The sequence below is a fragment of the Streptomyces sp. NPDC057702 genome (assembly GCF_042799315.1).
Taxonomy (GTDB): Bacteria; Actinomycetota; Actinomycetes; order Streptomycetales; family Streptomycetaceae; genus Streptomyces.
Genome location: NZ_JBHVJC010000045.1, coordinates 22,826 through 38,344, shown reverse-complemented (window position 1 = coordinate 38,344; position 15,519 = coordinate 22,826). Strand labels below are relative to the sequence as shown.

Annotated in this window: 13 protein-coding genes; 10 read left to right on the top strand and 3 right to left on the bottom strand. The window is 70.0% G+C overall.

Going from position 1 to position 15,519, the window contains the following annotated elements; translation table 11 throughout:
* The first annotated feature begins 40 nt into the window (after positions 1-40).
* From ACFVFR_RS27960 to ACFVFR_RS27950, 3 genes are all read left to right on the top strand, one after another.
* Entirely contained in the window at positions 41-769 is a 729-nt protein-coding gene (locus ACFVFR_RS27960) for an HAD family hydrolase (protein ID WP_383706638.1), read from the top strand.
* A 617-nt stretch (positions 770-1,386) separates the two neighbouring features.
* On the top strand, positions 1,387-2,991 hold the full coding sequence (locus ACFVFR_RS27955; protein ID WP_383706636.1) for an ABC transporter substrate-binding protein: 1,605 nt from the start codon (positions 1,387-1,389) through the stop codon (positions 2,989-2,991).
* Positions 2,992-3,058: 67 nt separating this feature from the next.
* On the top strand, positions 3,059-4,648 hold the full coding sequence (locus ACFVFR_RS27950; RefSeq protein ID WP_383706634.1) for an ABC transporter substrate-binding protein: 1,590 nt from the start codon (positions 3,059-3,061) through the stop codon (positions 4,646-4,648).
* Positions 4,649-4,758: 110 nt separating this feature from the next.
* Here the strand turns inward: ACFVFR_RS27950 and ACFVFR_RS27945 are convergent, their stop codons facing one another.
* Together ACFVFR_RS27945 and ACFVFR_RS27940 are read right to left on the bottom strand one after the other, a co-directional pair.
* The gene (locus ACFVFR_RS27945) at positions 4,759-5,430 is read right to left on the bottom strand and encodes a response regulator (protein WP_383706632.1); all 672 of its coding nucleotides are present in this window, start codon (positions 5,428-5,430) and stop codon (positions 4,759-4,761) included.
* 13 nt (positions 5,431-5,443) lie between these two features.
* The gene (locus tag ACFVFR_RS27940) at positions 5,444-6,343 is read right to left on the bottom strand and encodes a RecB family exonuclease (protein ID WP_383706630.1); all 900 of its coding nucleotides are present in this window, start codon (positions 6,341-6,343) and stop codon (positions 5,444-5,446) included.
* Positions 6,344-6,625: 282 nt separating this feature from the next.
* Here ACFVFR_RS27940 and ACFVFR_RS27935 point away from each other — a divergent pair, with 282 nt between their 5' ends.
* From ACFVFR_RS27935 to ACFVFR_RS27925, 3 genes are all read left to right on the top strand, one after another.
* The gene (locus ACFVFR_RS27935; protein ID WP_383706628.1) at positions 6,626-7,861 is read left to right on the top strand and encodes a site-2 protease family protein; all 1,236 of its coding nucleotides are present in this window, start codon (positions 6,626-6,628) and stop codon (positions 7,859-7,861) included.
* 125 nt (positions 7,862-7,986) lie between these two features.
* On the top strand, positions 7,987-8,934 hold the full coding sequence (locus ACFVFR_RS27930) for a tRNA (adenine-N1)-methyltransferase (protein ID WP_383706626.1): 948 nt from the start codon (positions 7,987-7,989) through the stop codon (positions 8,932-8,934).
* A 244-nt stretch (positions 8,935-9,178) separates the two neighbouring features.
* Positions 9,179-9,814: a hypothetical protein gene (locus ACFVFR_RS27925; RefSeq protein ID WP_383706624.1), complete on the top strand. Its 636-nt coding sequence runs from the start codon at positions 9,179-9,181 to the stop codon at positions 9,812-9,814.
* An 86-nt stretch (positions 9,815-9,900) separates the two neighbouring features.
* Here ACFVFR_RS27925 and ACFVFR_RS27920 read toward each other — a convergent pair whose 3' ends face one another.
* Entirely contained in the window at positions 9,901-10,239 is a 339-nt protein-coding gene (locus tag ACFVFR_RS27920) for a ferredoxin (RefSeq protein ID WP_383706622.1), read from the bottom strand.
* 240 nt (positions 10,240-10,479) lie between these two features.
* On the opposite strand from ACFVFR_RS27920, the gene arc reads away from it, so the two are divergent.
* The 4 genes from arc to prcB all read left to right on the top strand — a co-directional run bounded on the left by arc (position 10,480) and on the right by prcB (position 15,468).
* Positions 10,480-12,246 (top strand): proteasome ATPase, encoded by a 1,767-nt coding sequence (gene arc / locus ACFVFR_RS27915; protein WP_383706620.1) that lies wholly within the window; start codon positions 10,480-10,482, stop codon positions 12,244-12,246.
* 273 nt (positions 12,247-12,519) lie between these two features.
* Positions 12,520-14,031 (top strand): depupylase/deamidase Dop, encoded by a 1,512-nt coding sequence (dop, locus tag ACFVFR_RS27910; RefSeq protein ID WP_383706618.1) that lies wholly within the window; start codon positions 12,520-12,522, stop codon positions 14,029-14,031.
* Positions 14,032-14,161: 130 nt separating this feature from the next.
* Positions 14,162-14,380 carry a ubiquitin-like protein Pup gene (locus tag ACFVFR_RS27905; RefSeq protein WP_176164861.1) on the top strand — a complete coding sequence of 73 codons (219 nt, stop codon included), beginning with the start codon at positions 14,162-14,164 and terminating at the stop codon, positions 14,378-14,380.
* Positions 14,381-14,622: 242 nt separating this feature from the next.
* Positions 14,623-15,468 carry a proteasome subunit beta gene (gene prcB / locus ACFVFR_RS27900; RefSeq protein WP_383706615.1) on the top strand — a complete coding sequence of 282 codons (846 nt, stop codon included), beginning with the start codon at positions 14,623-14,625 and terminating at the stop codon, positions 15,466-15,468.
* The last annotated feature ends 51 nt before the right edge of the window (positions 15,469-15,519 follow it).

Here is a 15,519-nt window from a genome sequence, read left to right as displayed (position 1 = left end):
GCGCGCCCCGCAGGGGGCCTTTCCTTACGGAGGTGCATGGATGACCAGCAGCATCCCCGCTGTCGACCCACGATCCGACGCGGAGTGGGCCCCGGCCCTGGAGGGCGTCCTGCTCGACATGGACGGCACTCTGGTGGACACCGAGGGCCTGTGGTGGACGGCGGAGTCCGCGATCTTCGCCGAGCTCGGGCACGAGCTGGACGAGGCGCACCGCGCGGTCGTCGTCGGCGGCCCCATGACGCGCAGCGCCTCGTACCTGATCGAGGTCACCGGCGCCGACATCGCGCTGGACGAGCTCACCACGCTGCTCAACACCCGTTTCACGGAGCTGATCGGGGGCAACGTGCCGCTGCTGCCCGGGGCCAGGAGGTTGCTGACGGAGCTCAGCGCGCGCGGTGTGCCCACCGCCCTGGTCTCCGCCTCGCACCGGCGCGTCATCGACCAGGTGCTGCTCTCGCTGGGCGCCCAGCACTTCCAGCTCACCGTCGCCGGCGACGAGGTCGAGCGCACCAAGCCGTACCCCGACCCCTACCTGCTCGCCGCGGCGGGCCTGGGGGCCGACCCCGGGCGCTGTGTGGTCATCGAGGACACCGTGACGGGTGTGACGGCGGCCGAGGCGGCGGGCTGCCCGGTGCTGGCGGTGCCGTCGGTGGTCCCCATCCAGCCGGCTCCCGGGCGCACCGTGGTGCCCTCGCTCGAAGGCGTGGACCTCGCTTTTCTCCGCACATTGGTCGGGCCAATTGATCAAGCCGAGGCCGTCGTCGCGTAAGCGATCGGTCGCGGTTCGTATTCCCATTGCCGACCGAGCGTCATATTCGCGTGGCACAGCGCGAAGTGAACGTGCCCCAGGGAAAGTTGATCTTCTCGGTCGCCGGGATTCGCCCAACAGGCCGCGCGGACACCGCACTTCACGCGGTGTCCGCGCACCGTAACCGGGCTTCCCCGGGGTGATTACGGAAGTCGAACGCCGCATACGCGGGGAGTGCGCGAAGTTCGCCGAGGGAATGCGCTGATCGAATTCCGGTTGCCTCGCCCGTACCCCCGGCGCGCCGTAAACGGGTGTCACGGGAGAATCAGGCGCGTGATTTATCTCACTGAACCGTCCGTCGACAGTCGACCGTTGCGTGTGCTGACCGGCCGATTCGGCCGGTTTCGATTGAGGTCTTGTGTCCCGTTTGGCGTTTTCTCGCACGAATCGTTCTTCGGTGTGCATATCCCGGGGCGGAGTGGAGCGATAACGCCGCGATATCGCCCCCACCGCACCGCTCTCCAGTAATGCGGGGGGTGGCTACTAATGTCTCCCCGAGAACATCAGCACAACCCCCGTAGCCCGCTGACCGAACAACGGTAGGGACCCGGGTTTCGATGGTAGGGAGTCCCCCGAGAATGAACCGCAAGACGATGGTGTTGCCCGCCATGATGGGCCTGTTGACCTCTGTTCTCGCGGGTTGCGGGAGTGCGGATGGATCAGGTTCGGGCGGTGACACGATCGTCGTGGGAAGCACGGATCTGATCAAGGCCACGGACGCGGCACCGGCGCCGCTGGACCCCGCCCAGGTATATGACGTGGGGTCCTGGGGCCTGATGCACAACGTCTTCCAGACCCTGCTGCGCATGCCGCGCTCGGGCAGCACGCCGGTGCCCGACGCCGCGCGGAGCTGCGGGTTCCAGGACAAGCAGAGCGAGCAGTTCCGCTGCAAGCTGCGCTCCGGGCTGACGTTCTCCAACGGGCACGAGCTGACCGCGCGGGACGTCGTCTTCTCCTTCCAGCGCACCCTGGGCATCGATCACGACAACGGCCCGCAGGCCCTGATCGGCAACATCGACAAGGTCGAGGCCGCGGGTGAGCTGGAGGTCGTCTTCCACCTCAAGTCGCCCGACGCCACCTTCCCGCACAAGCTCGCCACCCCCGCCGCCGCCCTGGTCGACAGCGAGGACTACGCCAAGGACAAGCTGCGGGCCGGCTTCGAGGTCAGCGGCTCGGGGCCGTACCAGATGAGCGTCGAGACCAGCGACAACCGGCTGACCAAGGCCGTCTTCACCAGGAACCCGAAGTACCAGGGCGCGGTGGAGGTCAGGAACAAGAAGGTCGAGATGCGGTTCTTCGACGACGCCAAGGCGATGGAGAAGGCCCTGACCGGGGGCGACATCAGCGTGCTCAACCGCACCCTGGCCCCGGAACAGATCGTGCGGCTGCGCGGCAACGGCCAGGGCGACATCCGGCTCACCGAGTCCTCGGGCCAGGAGATTCGTTACCTCGCCTTCAACACCGACGCCTCGGCGGTGCGCGACAAGGCCGTACGCAAGGCGATGGCCCAACTCGTCGACCGGCAGGCGCTGGTGCGCGACGTCTACCAGCGCACCACCGTCCCGCTGTACTCGCTGGTGCCGACCGGCACCTCGGCCCACACCAACTCCTTCCACAACACCTACGGCGACCCCAACGTCAGCAAGGCCCGCGAGATCCTGCGCGACGCCGACGTGAGCACCCCGGTGAAGCTGACCCTCCACTACTCCTCGGACCACTACGGCCCGGCGTCCACCAAGGAGTTCGAGGCGCTCAGGCAGCAGCTCAACGCCAGCGGGCTGTTCCGGGTGACCATCAAGGACGTGCCGTGGACGGAGTTCCGTCCGGCCGCCTCCAGTGGCAAGTACGCCGCGTACGGCATGGGTTGGTACCCCGACTTCCCGGACCCGGACAACTACGTCGCGCCGTTCTTCGGGCCCGACAACTTCCTGGGTTCCCCGTATCGAAACACCACGATCGAAGATGTCCTGATCCCACGCACCCGGCAGCAGGAGCAGCGCACCGTAGCCGTCAGGGACTTCCAGCAGGCCCAGGACATCATCGCGGACGAGGTGCCGGTGTTGCCGCTGTGGCAGGGGAAGCAGTACGTCGCCACCCGTGACGGGATCACCGGCGCGGAGTGGGCGGTCGACGACGCAGGCAAGCTCCGACTGTGGGAGCTGGGCCGCGGCGTCGAGGGCTGATCGGGCCGGTGTCAGCGACGCCACCGGTTCCGAGGAATCATCCGAGGCAACCGTGAGGTAGGCGCGCGTGAGGAAACGGAACCAGTGGCCGGCAGTACCGCTCGTCGTCGGACTCGCCGCCCTGCTGGCGGCGGGGTGCGGTGCGGACGGGAGGTCGGCCGCGGGCACGGGCAAACGCGTGGTCATGGGCATGTCCGACCGCGTCTTATCCACCGACCCCGCCGCCGGCTACGACCCCGGCTCCTGGCTGCTGTTCAACAACGTCTTCCAGTCATTGCTGAGCTTCCCCAAGGGAGGCAGCGCGCCACAGCCCGAGGCGGCCGAGTCCTGCGCGTTCGACGACCGCACCAGCAGGGTCTTCCGCTGCACCCTGCGCACCGGCCTGACCTTCACCAACGGCCACGACCTCACCTCGCGGGACGTCAAGCACTCCTTCGAACGCACCCTGGCCATCGCCCACCGCGACGGACCCGCCGTCCTGCTCTCCTCGATCGGCAGGATCGATACGCCTGACGAGCGGAGGGTCATCTTCCGCCTCAAGGCCTCGGACGCCACCTTCCCGCAGAAGATCGCCTCCGGCGCCGGCTCCATCGTGGACCACCGGGTCTACCCCAGAAACACACTGCGCACCGACCACGAGGCCGTCGGCTCCGGCGTCTACCGCCTGGACTCCTTCGACCGCCAGGAGGCGCGGTTCTCGGTCAACGACGCCTACCGGGGCCCGGCCCGGCCGCAGAACTCCGGCATGACCATGAAGTTCTTCCAGGGCGACCAGCCCGCCCTGGCCGCCGCCGTCCGCGCGGGCGACGTCGACCTCGCCTACCGTGGCCTGGAGTCCGCCGCCGTCGCCCGGATCGAGAAGCCCACCGGCGGCGCCCCGGACCTCAAGGTGGTCGAGGGCACCAGCGCGGAGGTCCAGCACCTGGTCTTCAACCTGCGCGACCCGATCGCCAAGCGACGCGGCGTACGCCAGGCCGTGGCCTACCTCATCGACCGCAACCTGCTGGCCCGCGACGTGTACCAGCGCACCGTGCAACCGCTGTACTCCACCGTCCCGGCCGGCATCACCGCCCACAAGACGCCCTACTTCGACCTGTACGGAGACCGCCCGCAACGCGCCAAGGCCCGCGCCGCGCTCCGCGCCGACGGCATCAAGGACAAGGTCAGGCTCACCCTGTGGGGCACCCCGGTCCGCTACGGCCCCGGCACCAACGCCGGCCTGCGACTGATCGCCGAGCAGCTCAACGCCAGCGGACTGTTCACGGCCGACGTGAGGAGCGCCGAGTTCAGCGCGTACGAGAAGGGGATCAGCGACGGCGACTACGGCGTCTACGTGAAGGGCTGGGTGCCCGACTACCCGGACCCCGACAACTTCACCGCGCCCTTCTTCGGCCCGGACAACGTGCTGGCCAACCACTACGACGCCGGCGACATCACCGCCCGCTGGCTGCCACACACCGCCAGCCAGGCCGACCGCGCCGACACCGTCGGCGACTTCGCGCGCATCCAGACCAAGGTCGCCAGAGACCTGCCGGTCATACCGCTGTGGCAGGGCAAGCAGTACGCGGTGGCCGACGAGGACATCACAGGCCTCCAGTGGACGCTGGACGCGACCACGGTCTTCCGCTTCTGGGAGATCGCCAAGACGGGCGACTGACGCCCTCGCCCGAGCTCGCCCCCCGGACCTCGCCGAGCGCCCGCCGCGCCCGGCGAGGGCCGGCGGCCGGGACGCGATGACGTGCCGAGCGGTCGGGACCGCCGGGCCGGCTACTGGGCGCCGGGCCGGACCAGACCGCTCTCGTACGCGTAGACCGCGGCCTGCACCCGGTCCCGCAGTCCCAGCTTGGTGAGCACGTGCCCCACGTGCGTCTTGACCGTCGTCTCGCTCACGAACAGGTCGGCCGCGATCTCCGCGTTCGACAGCCCACGGGCCACCAACTTGAGGACCTCCACCTCGCGGTCGGTGAGCGTGTGCAGTGTGTCGGGCACCGACTCCTCACCCGAGGGCAGATGCCCGGCGTACTTGTCCAGCAGCCGCCGGGTCACGCTCGGCGCCAGCATCGCCTCGCCCGCGGCCACCACCCGGATCGCCTGCACCAGCTCGTTGGCCGGCGCGTCCTTGAGCAGGAAGCCGCTGGCCCCGGCGCGCAACGCCTCCACCACGTACTCGTCGAGGTCGAACGTGGTGAGCACCAGCACCTTGGCCGGGCCGTCCCGCCCCGGGCCGGTGATCTGCCGGGTCGCCTCCACGCCGTCCATCCGGGGCATGCGGATGTCCATCAGCACCACATCCGGCTGCAGGGCCCGGACCTGGTCAAGGGCCTGCAGCCCGTCCCCGGCCTCGCCGACCACCGCGAGATCCTGCTCGGCCTCCAGGATCATCCGGAAGCCGGTGCGCAGCAGCGGCTGGTCATCGACGAGCAGAACGCGGATCGCCACGGGGTCTCCTTCGCTAGACCTGGCCCATTCTGCCCTGACTCTCCGGGCTCGACCGCGCGGGGATGACCTTGAGCGGATAGGGCGGGGGAGTGCCGCCGAACTCCGGGCACCGCGCCTGGTGGTCGCACCAGCCGCACAGCTTGGTCTGCCGCGGCTCCCAGTTCCCCGTCTCGGTCGCCTCCCGGATCGCGGCCCACAGCGCCAGCAGCTTGCGCTCGACCGCCTCCAGCTCCGCGGCCACCGGATCGTAGGTGAGCACGTCACCACTGCCCAGGTAGACGAGCTGGAGCCGCCGGGGCACCACACCCCGCAGCCGCCACAGCACCAGCGCGTAGAACGTCATCTGGAACAGTGCCTCGTCCCGGTACCGCGGCGCCGGCGCCCGCCCCGTCTTGTAGTCGACCACCCGCACCTCGCCCGTCGGCGCGATGTCCACCCGGTCGATGTAGCCGCGCAGCGTCAGCCCCGACTCCAGGGCCGTCTCCACGTACAGCTCGCGCTCGGCGGGCTCCAGGCGCGTGGGATCCTCCAGCGTGAACCACCGCTCGACCAGCTGCTCGGCCTCCCGCAGCCACTCCGCCAGCCGCTCCGGGTCCAGCCCGCCGTCCCGCGTCGCGAACAGCTCCGCCAGCTCCGGCTTGGCCGCCAGCAGCCGCTCCCACTCGCCCGGGACCATGGCCCGCGCCCGGGGCGCCGTACGGTCTCCCGCCGGCGCGTCGAACAGCCGCTCCAGCACCGCGTGCACCACGGTGCCCCGGGTCGCCGCGGCACTCGGCTTCTCCGGCAGCTTGTCGATCACACGAAAGCGGTACAACAGGGGGCACCGCATGAAGTCCGCCGCCCGCGAGGGCGACAGCGACGACGACAGCGGCGCCCGGGACGTCGCCCGCCCGGTCTTCTCCGTGGTTCCCATGCCACGAAACCCTACGGCCCCGCACTGACATTCGCGGCGGTCGCGGCAGGCCGGGCCGGGCATCGCGACGGGGGTGACGGGGCAGGCGCACAGTGGCGGGAGTGACCCGCACCGCCCCGGGCGCGCTCCCGGAATTCCCGGGCCGACCCCCGGGAGGGTAAAGGGGGAGCCGAGGCCGAGCGAAGCGCAGGCAGACGCATACCATCGACGACAGAACACCTCACGTCGCATGATCGACAGATCGCGCCAGGCGACGGGAGGACGCACAGACGAGAGGACACCGTGGACAACAGCGGGCAGCGGCAGTCCGGCAACGGGGGGCCGGATCGCCCGACCCAGCCCGAGGACCGCAAACCCGAGCGGCCCAGGGAGGTCGGCGGCGGCTTCCTCATGGGCCGCCCCTTCGGCGTCCCGGTCTACGTCGCGCCGAGCTGGTTCCTGGTCGCCGCCCTGATCACCTGGGTGTTCGGCGGTCAACTCGACCGCGTACTGCCGGAGCTCGGCAACGCGCGCTACCTGGTCTCGCTCTTCTTCGCCATCGCCTTCTACGCCTCGGTGCTCGTCCACGAACTGGCCCACACGGTCGCCGCGCTCCGCTTCAAACTGCCGGTACGCCGCATCCAGTTGCAGTTCTTCGGCGGCGTCTCGGAGATCGAGAAGGAGTCCGAGACGCCGGGCCGGGAGTTCGTCCTCGCCTTCGTCGGCCCCCTGCTCTCGCTCGTCCTGGCCGGCGTCTTCTACCTGGGCATGCAGCTCGTGCAGCCCGGCACGGTGCCCGGCGTACTGCTGGCCGGCCTGATGATCTCCAACCTGATCGTCGCCGCCTTCAACCTGCTGCCCGGCCTGCCGCTGGACGGCGGACGCATGCTGCGAGCCGTGGTCTGGAAGATCAGCGGCAAGCCGATGACCGGCACCGTCGCCGCCGCCTGGACCGGGCGAGCGCTGGCCGTCGCGGTGCTGATCGGACTTCCGCTGATCACCCACGCCGGCGGCTTCGGCGACTCCGACGGCTTCGGCAGTGTGGACTCGCTCACCGACGCGCTGCTGGCCGCCATCCTCGCCGCGATCATCTGGACCGGTGCCGGCAACGGCCTGCGGATGGCCCGGCTCCGCGAGCGCCTGCCCGACCTGCGCGCCCGCACGCTCACCCGGCGCGCCGTCCCCGTCGCCGCCGACACCCCGCTCTCCGAGGCCCTGCGCCGCGCCAACGAGGCCGGCGCCCGCGCCCTGGTCGTCGTCGACAGCCAGGGCGATCCGACCGCCGTCGTCCGGGAGGCGGCCATCGTCGGCATCCCCGAGCACCGCCGCCCCTGGGTCGCGGTCAGCGGTCTGGCCCAGGACCTCAAGGAGGGCATGCGCGTCTCCGCCGAGCTCACCGGCGAGCAGCTCCTGGACACCCTGCGCGCGACCCCGGCCACCGAGTACCTGGTGGTCGAGGAGACCGGCGAGATCTACGGCGTGCTCTCCACCGTCGACGTCGAGCGCGCCTTCGTGGCGGCGATGGCCCGCCCCTTCTGACGGCGCCCCGCCCCGCCTGCCACCGGCCCACCCCCACGCGCCCGCGACGTCCGCCCGCCGACCGATGCCGGTACGCCCCGCCGGGGCCGGTCCGCGGCGCGGCGACAGACCGGTAGGCTGGTCACATGTCCGAACCGACCGGTGCCGCCCGCCGTCGCGGCCCCTTCCAGGTCGGGGACCAGGTCCAGCTCACCGACCCCAAGGGACGCCACTACACCTTCACGCTCGAAGCCGGGAAGAGCTTCCACACCCACAAGGGTGCCTTCCCGCACGACGAGCTGATCGGTGCTCCCGAGGGCAGTGTTGTCCGTACCACCGGGAACGTCGCCTACCTCGCGCTGCGCCCCCTGCTCCCCGACTACGTCCTGTCCATGCCGCGCGGAGCCGCCGTGGTCTACCCCAAGGACGCGGGGCAGATCCTGGCGATGGCCGACATCTTCCCCGGGGCCCGGGTCGTGGAGGCCGGCGTCGGCTCCGGCTCGCTCAGCAGCTTCCTCCTGCGCGCCATCGGCGACCAGGGCATGCTGCACTCCTACGAGCGCCGCGCCGACTTCGCCGAGATCGCCACCCAGAACGTCGAGCGCTACTTCGGCGGCCCGCACCCCGCCTGGGAGCTGACCGTCGGGGACCTTCAGGACAACCTGTCGGACACCGACGTCGACCGCGTCATCCTCGACATGCTCGCCCCCTGGGAGTGCCTGGAGGCCGTCTCCAAGGCGCTGGTGCCCGGCGGCATCCTGTGCGCGTACGTCGCCACCACCACCCAGCTCGCCCGCACCGTCGAGGCGATCAGGGAGCACGGCACGTTCAACGAGCCCTCGGCCTGGGAGACCATGGTCCGCACCTGGCACGTGGAGGGCCTGGCCGTACGCCCCGACCACCGCATGATCGGGCACACCGGCTTCCTGCTGACCGCGCGCCGCCTGGCCGACGGCGTCGAGCCGCCGCTGCGCCGCCGCCGCCCGGCCAAGGGCGCGTACGGCGAGGACTACACGGGCCCCGGCCGCGGCCAGGGGGCCGCCACGGGCGGGTCCGCCGGCGCGAGCGCGGAACCCTCCGCCACCAGCGACTGACGGCACCGACCGGCACCACACCGCACCGGCACCACCCACATCGCGAACATCCCGCGCGCCACGCGTCACCGGACGCGGCGCGAACCACGCGGCGCCGCCGACGACTTCCCGCCAGGGAACCGTCGGCGGCGCTCCGTCGTTAGGTGAAGTGCGCCAGCCCACCACCCGGCTGTTCTCGCCGAGTGTGACGTATGGCACCATGCTGGCCACCCCCGACGCCACGACGCTCACAGGAGTTATCCGCGTGCAGCCCTCGGCAGGCTCTGCGTCCGCCCCCGCATCCCGCACCACGCCCGGTGCCGGCCCCCCGTCGGGCCTCCCGCACACCCGCACCCGGTGGGTGCACTGGATCGCCACCGCGCTCGCCCTGGCGGGCGTGGTCGGCGGTGCGGTCGCGCTGCACCCCTCGGACGCCACGGCGACGCCGGGCCGCGCGGCGCCACCCGCCTCCGGTCCGGCCGCCGCCCCCGACGCCCGCGCCGCCGCCTACCCCGTGGAGTGCGGTCCGGCCCCGGTGGACGTCGTCCAGCACGCCTCGGGCGACCTCGACGGCGACGGCCGGCCCGAGACGGTGGCCGTGGTGCGCTGCCACTCCGAGATCGGCACTCCGCCCAGCGGGATCTACGTGATAGCGCCCGCGAGCAACTCGGCGGGCAAACACGGCGCGAAACCGAGGGTGGTGAGCACGTTCCTGGAGCCGAAGGAGAACATGAGCGTGCGACGCCTGACCCTTCGCGACGCCACCGTTTCGGCCACCCTGCTCGGCTATTCCTCCGGCCAGGTCCCGCGCTGTTGCCCGGACCTGGAGCGGGACGTCAACTGGCGTTGGCGGGACGACAAGTTCGTCCTCCAGGCGCTGCCCGTACCCGGCAGCGTCTGAGGCCCCCGCCTCCGCTCCGGCCGCCCGCCGCCACCCCGTGACGGTGGCGCCAGGCCGGGCCGAGGCGGGGGCGCCGGGCGGGTGGCTCAAGCCGCGTCGGGGCCGTAGACCTCGACCTGGTCGGCCACCCGGCGTACGTGGATGCAGTCGCCGGGGCACTCCTTCGCCGAGTCCCGCACGTCGGCGAGCAGCGGCAGCGGCACCCGGGCCGTCGCGCCGGGCTCCGTGAGCAGCTCGGCCTCCTCGCCGGCCGGCACGGGCGGCTTGACGTAGGCCAGGCCGTCGATGTCGAGCTCGAAGACCTCGGGCGCGTACTGCGCACAGATACCGTCGCCGGTACACAGGTCCTGGTCGATCCACACCTCAAGAGCCTCGGATGCGGCGGCCGTCGTTTCGCTGCCGGAGACCTCGTTCTGCGCGGTCATTTCGCCTGCCGTTCCTGCGCGGGTGAACCAATTGAAGCCAGCCCTGACGGGTGTTGACCATCCCGACGATACAACCGCCCGCTTTCCGATGTTGTTGGGTGGGTATTCCCCTGGCGTGAGGACGTGCGCAAGGGTGAAGATCGGACACACCCCGAACGGTTTGTGATCTAGGGGTTTCAACCTGCACCGGCCCAGGTAGGGTCTGGAAGCGTCCAGCTCCCCTTGGAGGAGGTGAGGACCGTGGCAGCCCACGACGACGACATCAACCGCGGCATCCGGCCGGGGCGGGGGTCTGAGGACCCAGCCGGCCAGGTTGCCTATCTAGAGCAGGAAATCGCCGTCCTGCGACGCAAGCTCGCCGACTCTCCGCGGCACACGAGGATTCTCGAAGAGCGGATCGTCGAGCTGCAGACCAACCTCGCAGGTGTGTCCGCGCAGAACGAGCGACTGGCGAATACCCTCCGTGAGGCCCGGGACCAGATCGTGGCCCTCAAGGAGGAAGTCGACCGGCTGGCGCAGCCACCGGCGGGCTTCGGTGTGTATTTGCAGGCGAACGAGGACGGTACGGCGGACATTTTCACCGGCGGCCGAAAGCTCCGGGTCAACGTCAGTCCGAGCGTCGAGCTCGAGGAGCTCAGGCGTGGCCAGGAGGTCATGCTCAACGAGGCGCTCAACGTGGTCGAGGCCATGGCGTTCGAGCGGGCCGGGGACATCGTCACCCTCAAGGAGATCCTCGAGGACGGCGAGCGCGCCCTGGTGGTCGGGCACACCGACGAGGAGCGCGTGGTGCGGCTGGCCGAGCCGCTGCTTGACGTGGTGATCCGCCCCGGTGACGCCCTGCTGCTCGAACCGCGCTCCGGCTACGTGTACGAGGTCATCCCGAAGAGCGAGGTCGAGGAGCTCGTCCTCGAAGAGGTTCCCGACATCGACTACACCAAGATCGGCGGTCTGGGGAACCAGATCGAGCTGATCCGGGACGCGGTCGAGCTTCCGTACCTGCACCCCGACCTCTTCCGGGAGCACGAACTCCGGCCGCCCAAGGGCGTCCTGCTCTACGGCCCGCCCGGCTGTGGCAAGACGTTGATCGCCAAGGCCGTGGCCAACTCCCTTGCCAAGAAGGTCGCCGAGGTGACCGGCAAGCCCGCCGGCAAGAGCTTCTTCCTGAACATCAAGGGCCCGGAGCTGCTCAACAAGTACGTCGGCGAGACCGAGCGGCACATCCGGCTGGTCTTCCAGCGGGCCCGGGAGAAGGCGAGTCAGGGCACGCCCGTCATCGTCTTCTTCGACGAGATGGACTCCCTCTTCCGCACCCGGGGCTCGGGCGTGAGCTCGGACGTGGAGAACACCATCGTCCCGCAGCTCCTGTCGGAGATCGACGGTGTGGAGGGCCTGGAGAACGTCATCGTCATCGGCGCCTCCAACCGTGAGGACATGATCGACCCGGCCATCCTGCGCCCGGGACGCCTCGACGTGAAGATCAAGATCGAGCGCCCGGACGCCGAAGCGGCCAAGGACATCTTCTCGAAGTACCTCACGGCCACCCTGCCGGTGCACACCGACGACCTGGCCGAGCACGGCGGCTCGCGGCAGGCGGCCGTCAGCGGCATGATCCAGTCGGTCGTCGAGCAGATGTACGCGGAATCCGAGGAGAACCGGTTCCTTGAGGTCACCTACGCCAACGGTGACAAGGAAGTCCTGTACTTCAAGGACTTCAATTCCGGCGCGATGATCCAGAACATCGTGGACCGGGCCAAGAAAATGGCCATCAAGGCATTTCTCGACCACGACCAGAAGGGCCTTCGGGTCTCCCATCTGCTCGCCGCCTGTGTGGACGAGTTCAAGGAGAACGAGGACCTGCCGAACACCACGAACCCGGACGACTGGGCCCGCATCTCCGGAAAGAAGGGCGAGCGGATCGTCTTCATCCGTACGCTCGTCACCGGAAAGCAGGGGGCGGACACCGGCCGCTCCATCGACACGGTGGCGAACACCGGTCAGTACCTGTAACGCCGCGCTCCGGCTGCGGATGTCCTGCTCCCCGCCCCGCGCGGGGGAACCTGGGGGCGTCCGCAGCCGGACGTTTTTCTCCGGCTCACGCACGCGACAGAGAACGGCTGGAGCAATGACTGTAATGATCTCCCCACCACCGCTCAGCCGTTCTAGGCTCTTCGGTACCGCAGCGCCGCGGCGTGGGAGATCGGGGACCGCACACGCAGCGGATGCGAGGCGGTACTTGAGCGCCGACCTCACGGGTGGGCGCCGCCGGGCAAGGAGGGCCGCATGACCGTACGGCGCGTAATGGGAATCGAGACGGAGTACGGGATCTCCGTCCCCGGCCACCCGAACGCCAATGCCATGCTCACCTCGTCCCAGATCGTCAACGCCTACGCGGCGGCGATGCACCGGGCGCGTCGCGCCCGCTGGGACTTCGAGGAGGAGAACCCGCTGCGGGACGCCCGTGGCTTCGACCTCGCCCGCGAGTCCGCGGACTCCAGCCAGCTCACGGACGAGGACATCGGCCTGGCCAACGTCATCCTCACCAACGGGGCGCGACTGTACGTGGACCACGCGCACCCGGAGTACAGCGCCCCCGAGGTCACCAACCCCCGGGACGCGGTGCTCTGGGACAAGGCCGGCGAGCGCATCATGGCCGAGGCCGCCGAGCGCGCGGCGCAGGTGCCCGGGGCGCAGCCGATCCACCTGTACAAGAACAACACGGACAACAAGGGCGCCTCCTACGGCACCCACGAGAACTACCTGATGCAGCGGGCGACGCCGTTCTCGGACATCGTTCGCCACCTCACGCCGTTCTTCGTCTCCCGACAGGTGGTCACGGGCGCCGGCCGGGTCGGCATCGGCCAGGACGGCCACGACCACGGCTTCCAGCTCAGCCAGCGCGCGGACTACTTCGAGGTCGAGGTGGGCCTGGAGACGACGCTGAAGCGGCCCATCATCAACACGCGGGACGAGCCGCACGCGGACGCGGAGAAGTACCGCAGGCTCCACGTGATCATCGGCGACGCGAACCTGTCCGAGATCTCGACCTACCTCAAGCTCGGCACCACCTCGCTGGTGCTCGCCATGATCGAGGACGGCTTCATCGCCGTCGACCTCGCCGTCGACCAGCCGGTACGCACCCTGCACCAGGTCTCCCACGACCCCACCCTGCGCCAGCTGGTCACGCTGCGTAGCGGTCGGACGCTGACCGCGGTGCAGCTCCAGATGGAGTACTTCGAGCTGGCCCACAAGTACGTGGAGGACCGGTACGGCGCCGACGCCGACGAGCAGACCAAGGACGTCCTGACGCGCTGGGAGGACGTGCTTGGCCGGCTGGAGACCGACCCGATGAGCCTGGCCGGCGAGCTGGACTGGGTCGCCAAGCGCGAGCTGCTCGAAGGCTACCGACGCCGGGACGGCCTGGAGTGGGACGCGGCGCGGCTGCACCTGGTGGACCTGCAGTACGCGGACGTGCGCCCGGACAAGGGGCTGTACAACCGTCTGGCGGCCCGGGGCAGGATGACCCGCCTGCTGGCGGAGGACGAGGTGGAGCGGGCCCAGCGCAAACCCCCGGAGGACACCCGCGCCTACTTCCGTGGGCGTTGTCTGGAGCAGTACGCGGACGACGTGGCCGCCGCCTCCTGGGACTCGGTGATCTTCGACCTGCCCGGCCGTGACTCGCTCCAACGGGTGCCCACCCTGGAGCCGCTGCGTGGTACCCGTAACCACGTCAAGGAGCTCCTGGACCGCTGCCGCACCGCCGAGGACCTGGTGCGGGTCCTGTCGGGTGGCTGAGCGCGTCTGAGATCCGGGAGATCAGGGAATCATCGAGGTGGTTCTCGAACGTTGTAGCAAGTGCGGGCCCGATGTCGGGCCCTGCTTGTAGGGTCTGATCTTGTACGTCGAACCGAGCGGGGTGAGGGATATGGCGACCAAGGACACCGACGGTGGGCAGCAGCGAGCGACGCGTTCCAAGGAGGAGGTCGACGAGCAAGCCCAGGACGCGCAGGCCGCTGAGGACCTGAAGGAGCGGCAGGAAAAGCTCTCGGACGACGTGGACTCCGTGCTGGACGAGATCGACGACGTCCTGGAGGAGAACGCCGAGGACTTCGTCCGGTCGTTCGTGCAAAAGGGCGGACAGTAGGTCGGGCGCACGTGATCGAATCTCCCGTTGAGGGAGCTTCGGCCCGCGCCGCGGGCCGGGGCGGGACCGGCCGGGCAGGGGCACGGACGATCTGCCCGACCGTTTCCGCCGTGCATGTGGATCAACGTCACGGGGCGGGTAGGGTCCCGGGCGTACGGCGCTTCAACCGCGACGCGGCCGTGGGGACGTTGACGACTGGCCCTGGCGTACCGCCGGGCCATCGCATATCTGGAAGGAAACCTGTGGAAGCCAACACTCGTATCACTGGGCGTCTACCTGCTGCCTTCCTGACGCCCGGGTCCTCCTCGTTCATGGACTTCCTCGGTGACCACGCGCCGGAGCTGCTGCCGGGCAACCGGCCGCTGCCCGAGGTCCGCGGCGCCGTCGAGGCCCCGCACGGCACCACGATCGTGGCGGCGACGTTCGACGGCGGTGTGGTGCTCGCCGGTGACCGCAGGGCCACCATGGGCAACGTCATCGCCCAGCGTGACATCGAGAAGGTCTTCCCGGCCGACGAGTACGCCGCGGTCGGCATCGCCGGCACGGCGGGCCTCGCGGTGGAGATGGTCAAGCTCTTCCAGCTGGAGCTGGAGCACTTCGAGAAGGTCGAGGGCGTCCAGCTCTCCCTGGAGGGCAAGGCGAACCGGCTGTCCACGATGATCCGTGGCAACCTCGGCATGGCCATGCAGGGGCTGGCCGTGGTCCCGCTGTTCACCGGCTGGGACGTCGACCGCGAGAAGGGGCGCATCTTCTCGTACGACATCACCGGCGGGCGCTCGGAGGAGTACGGCTTCGCGGCCACCGGTTCGGGTTCGGTCTTCGCCCGTGGCGCGCTGAAGAAGCTCTACCGCGAGGGCCTGACGGAGAACCAGGCCGCCACCGCCGTCGTGCAGGCGCTCTACGACGCGGCGGACGACGACTCCGCCACCGGCGGGCCCGACCTGGCCCGGCGGATCTACCCGATCGTCACCGTCATCACCGACGAGGGCTTCCGGCGCCTGGCCGAGTCCGAGGTGTCCGAGATCGCGCGGGCCGTTCACGAGGGGCGCCTCCAGCAGCCGGACGGCCCCCGGGCCGCCGTCCTCTGAGGGCGGGGAAGGTCCGCAATGCACTCGTCACTGACAGAAAGGGACGGATAG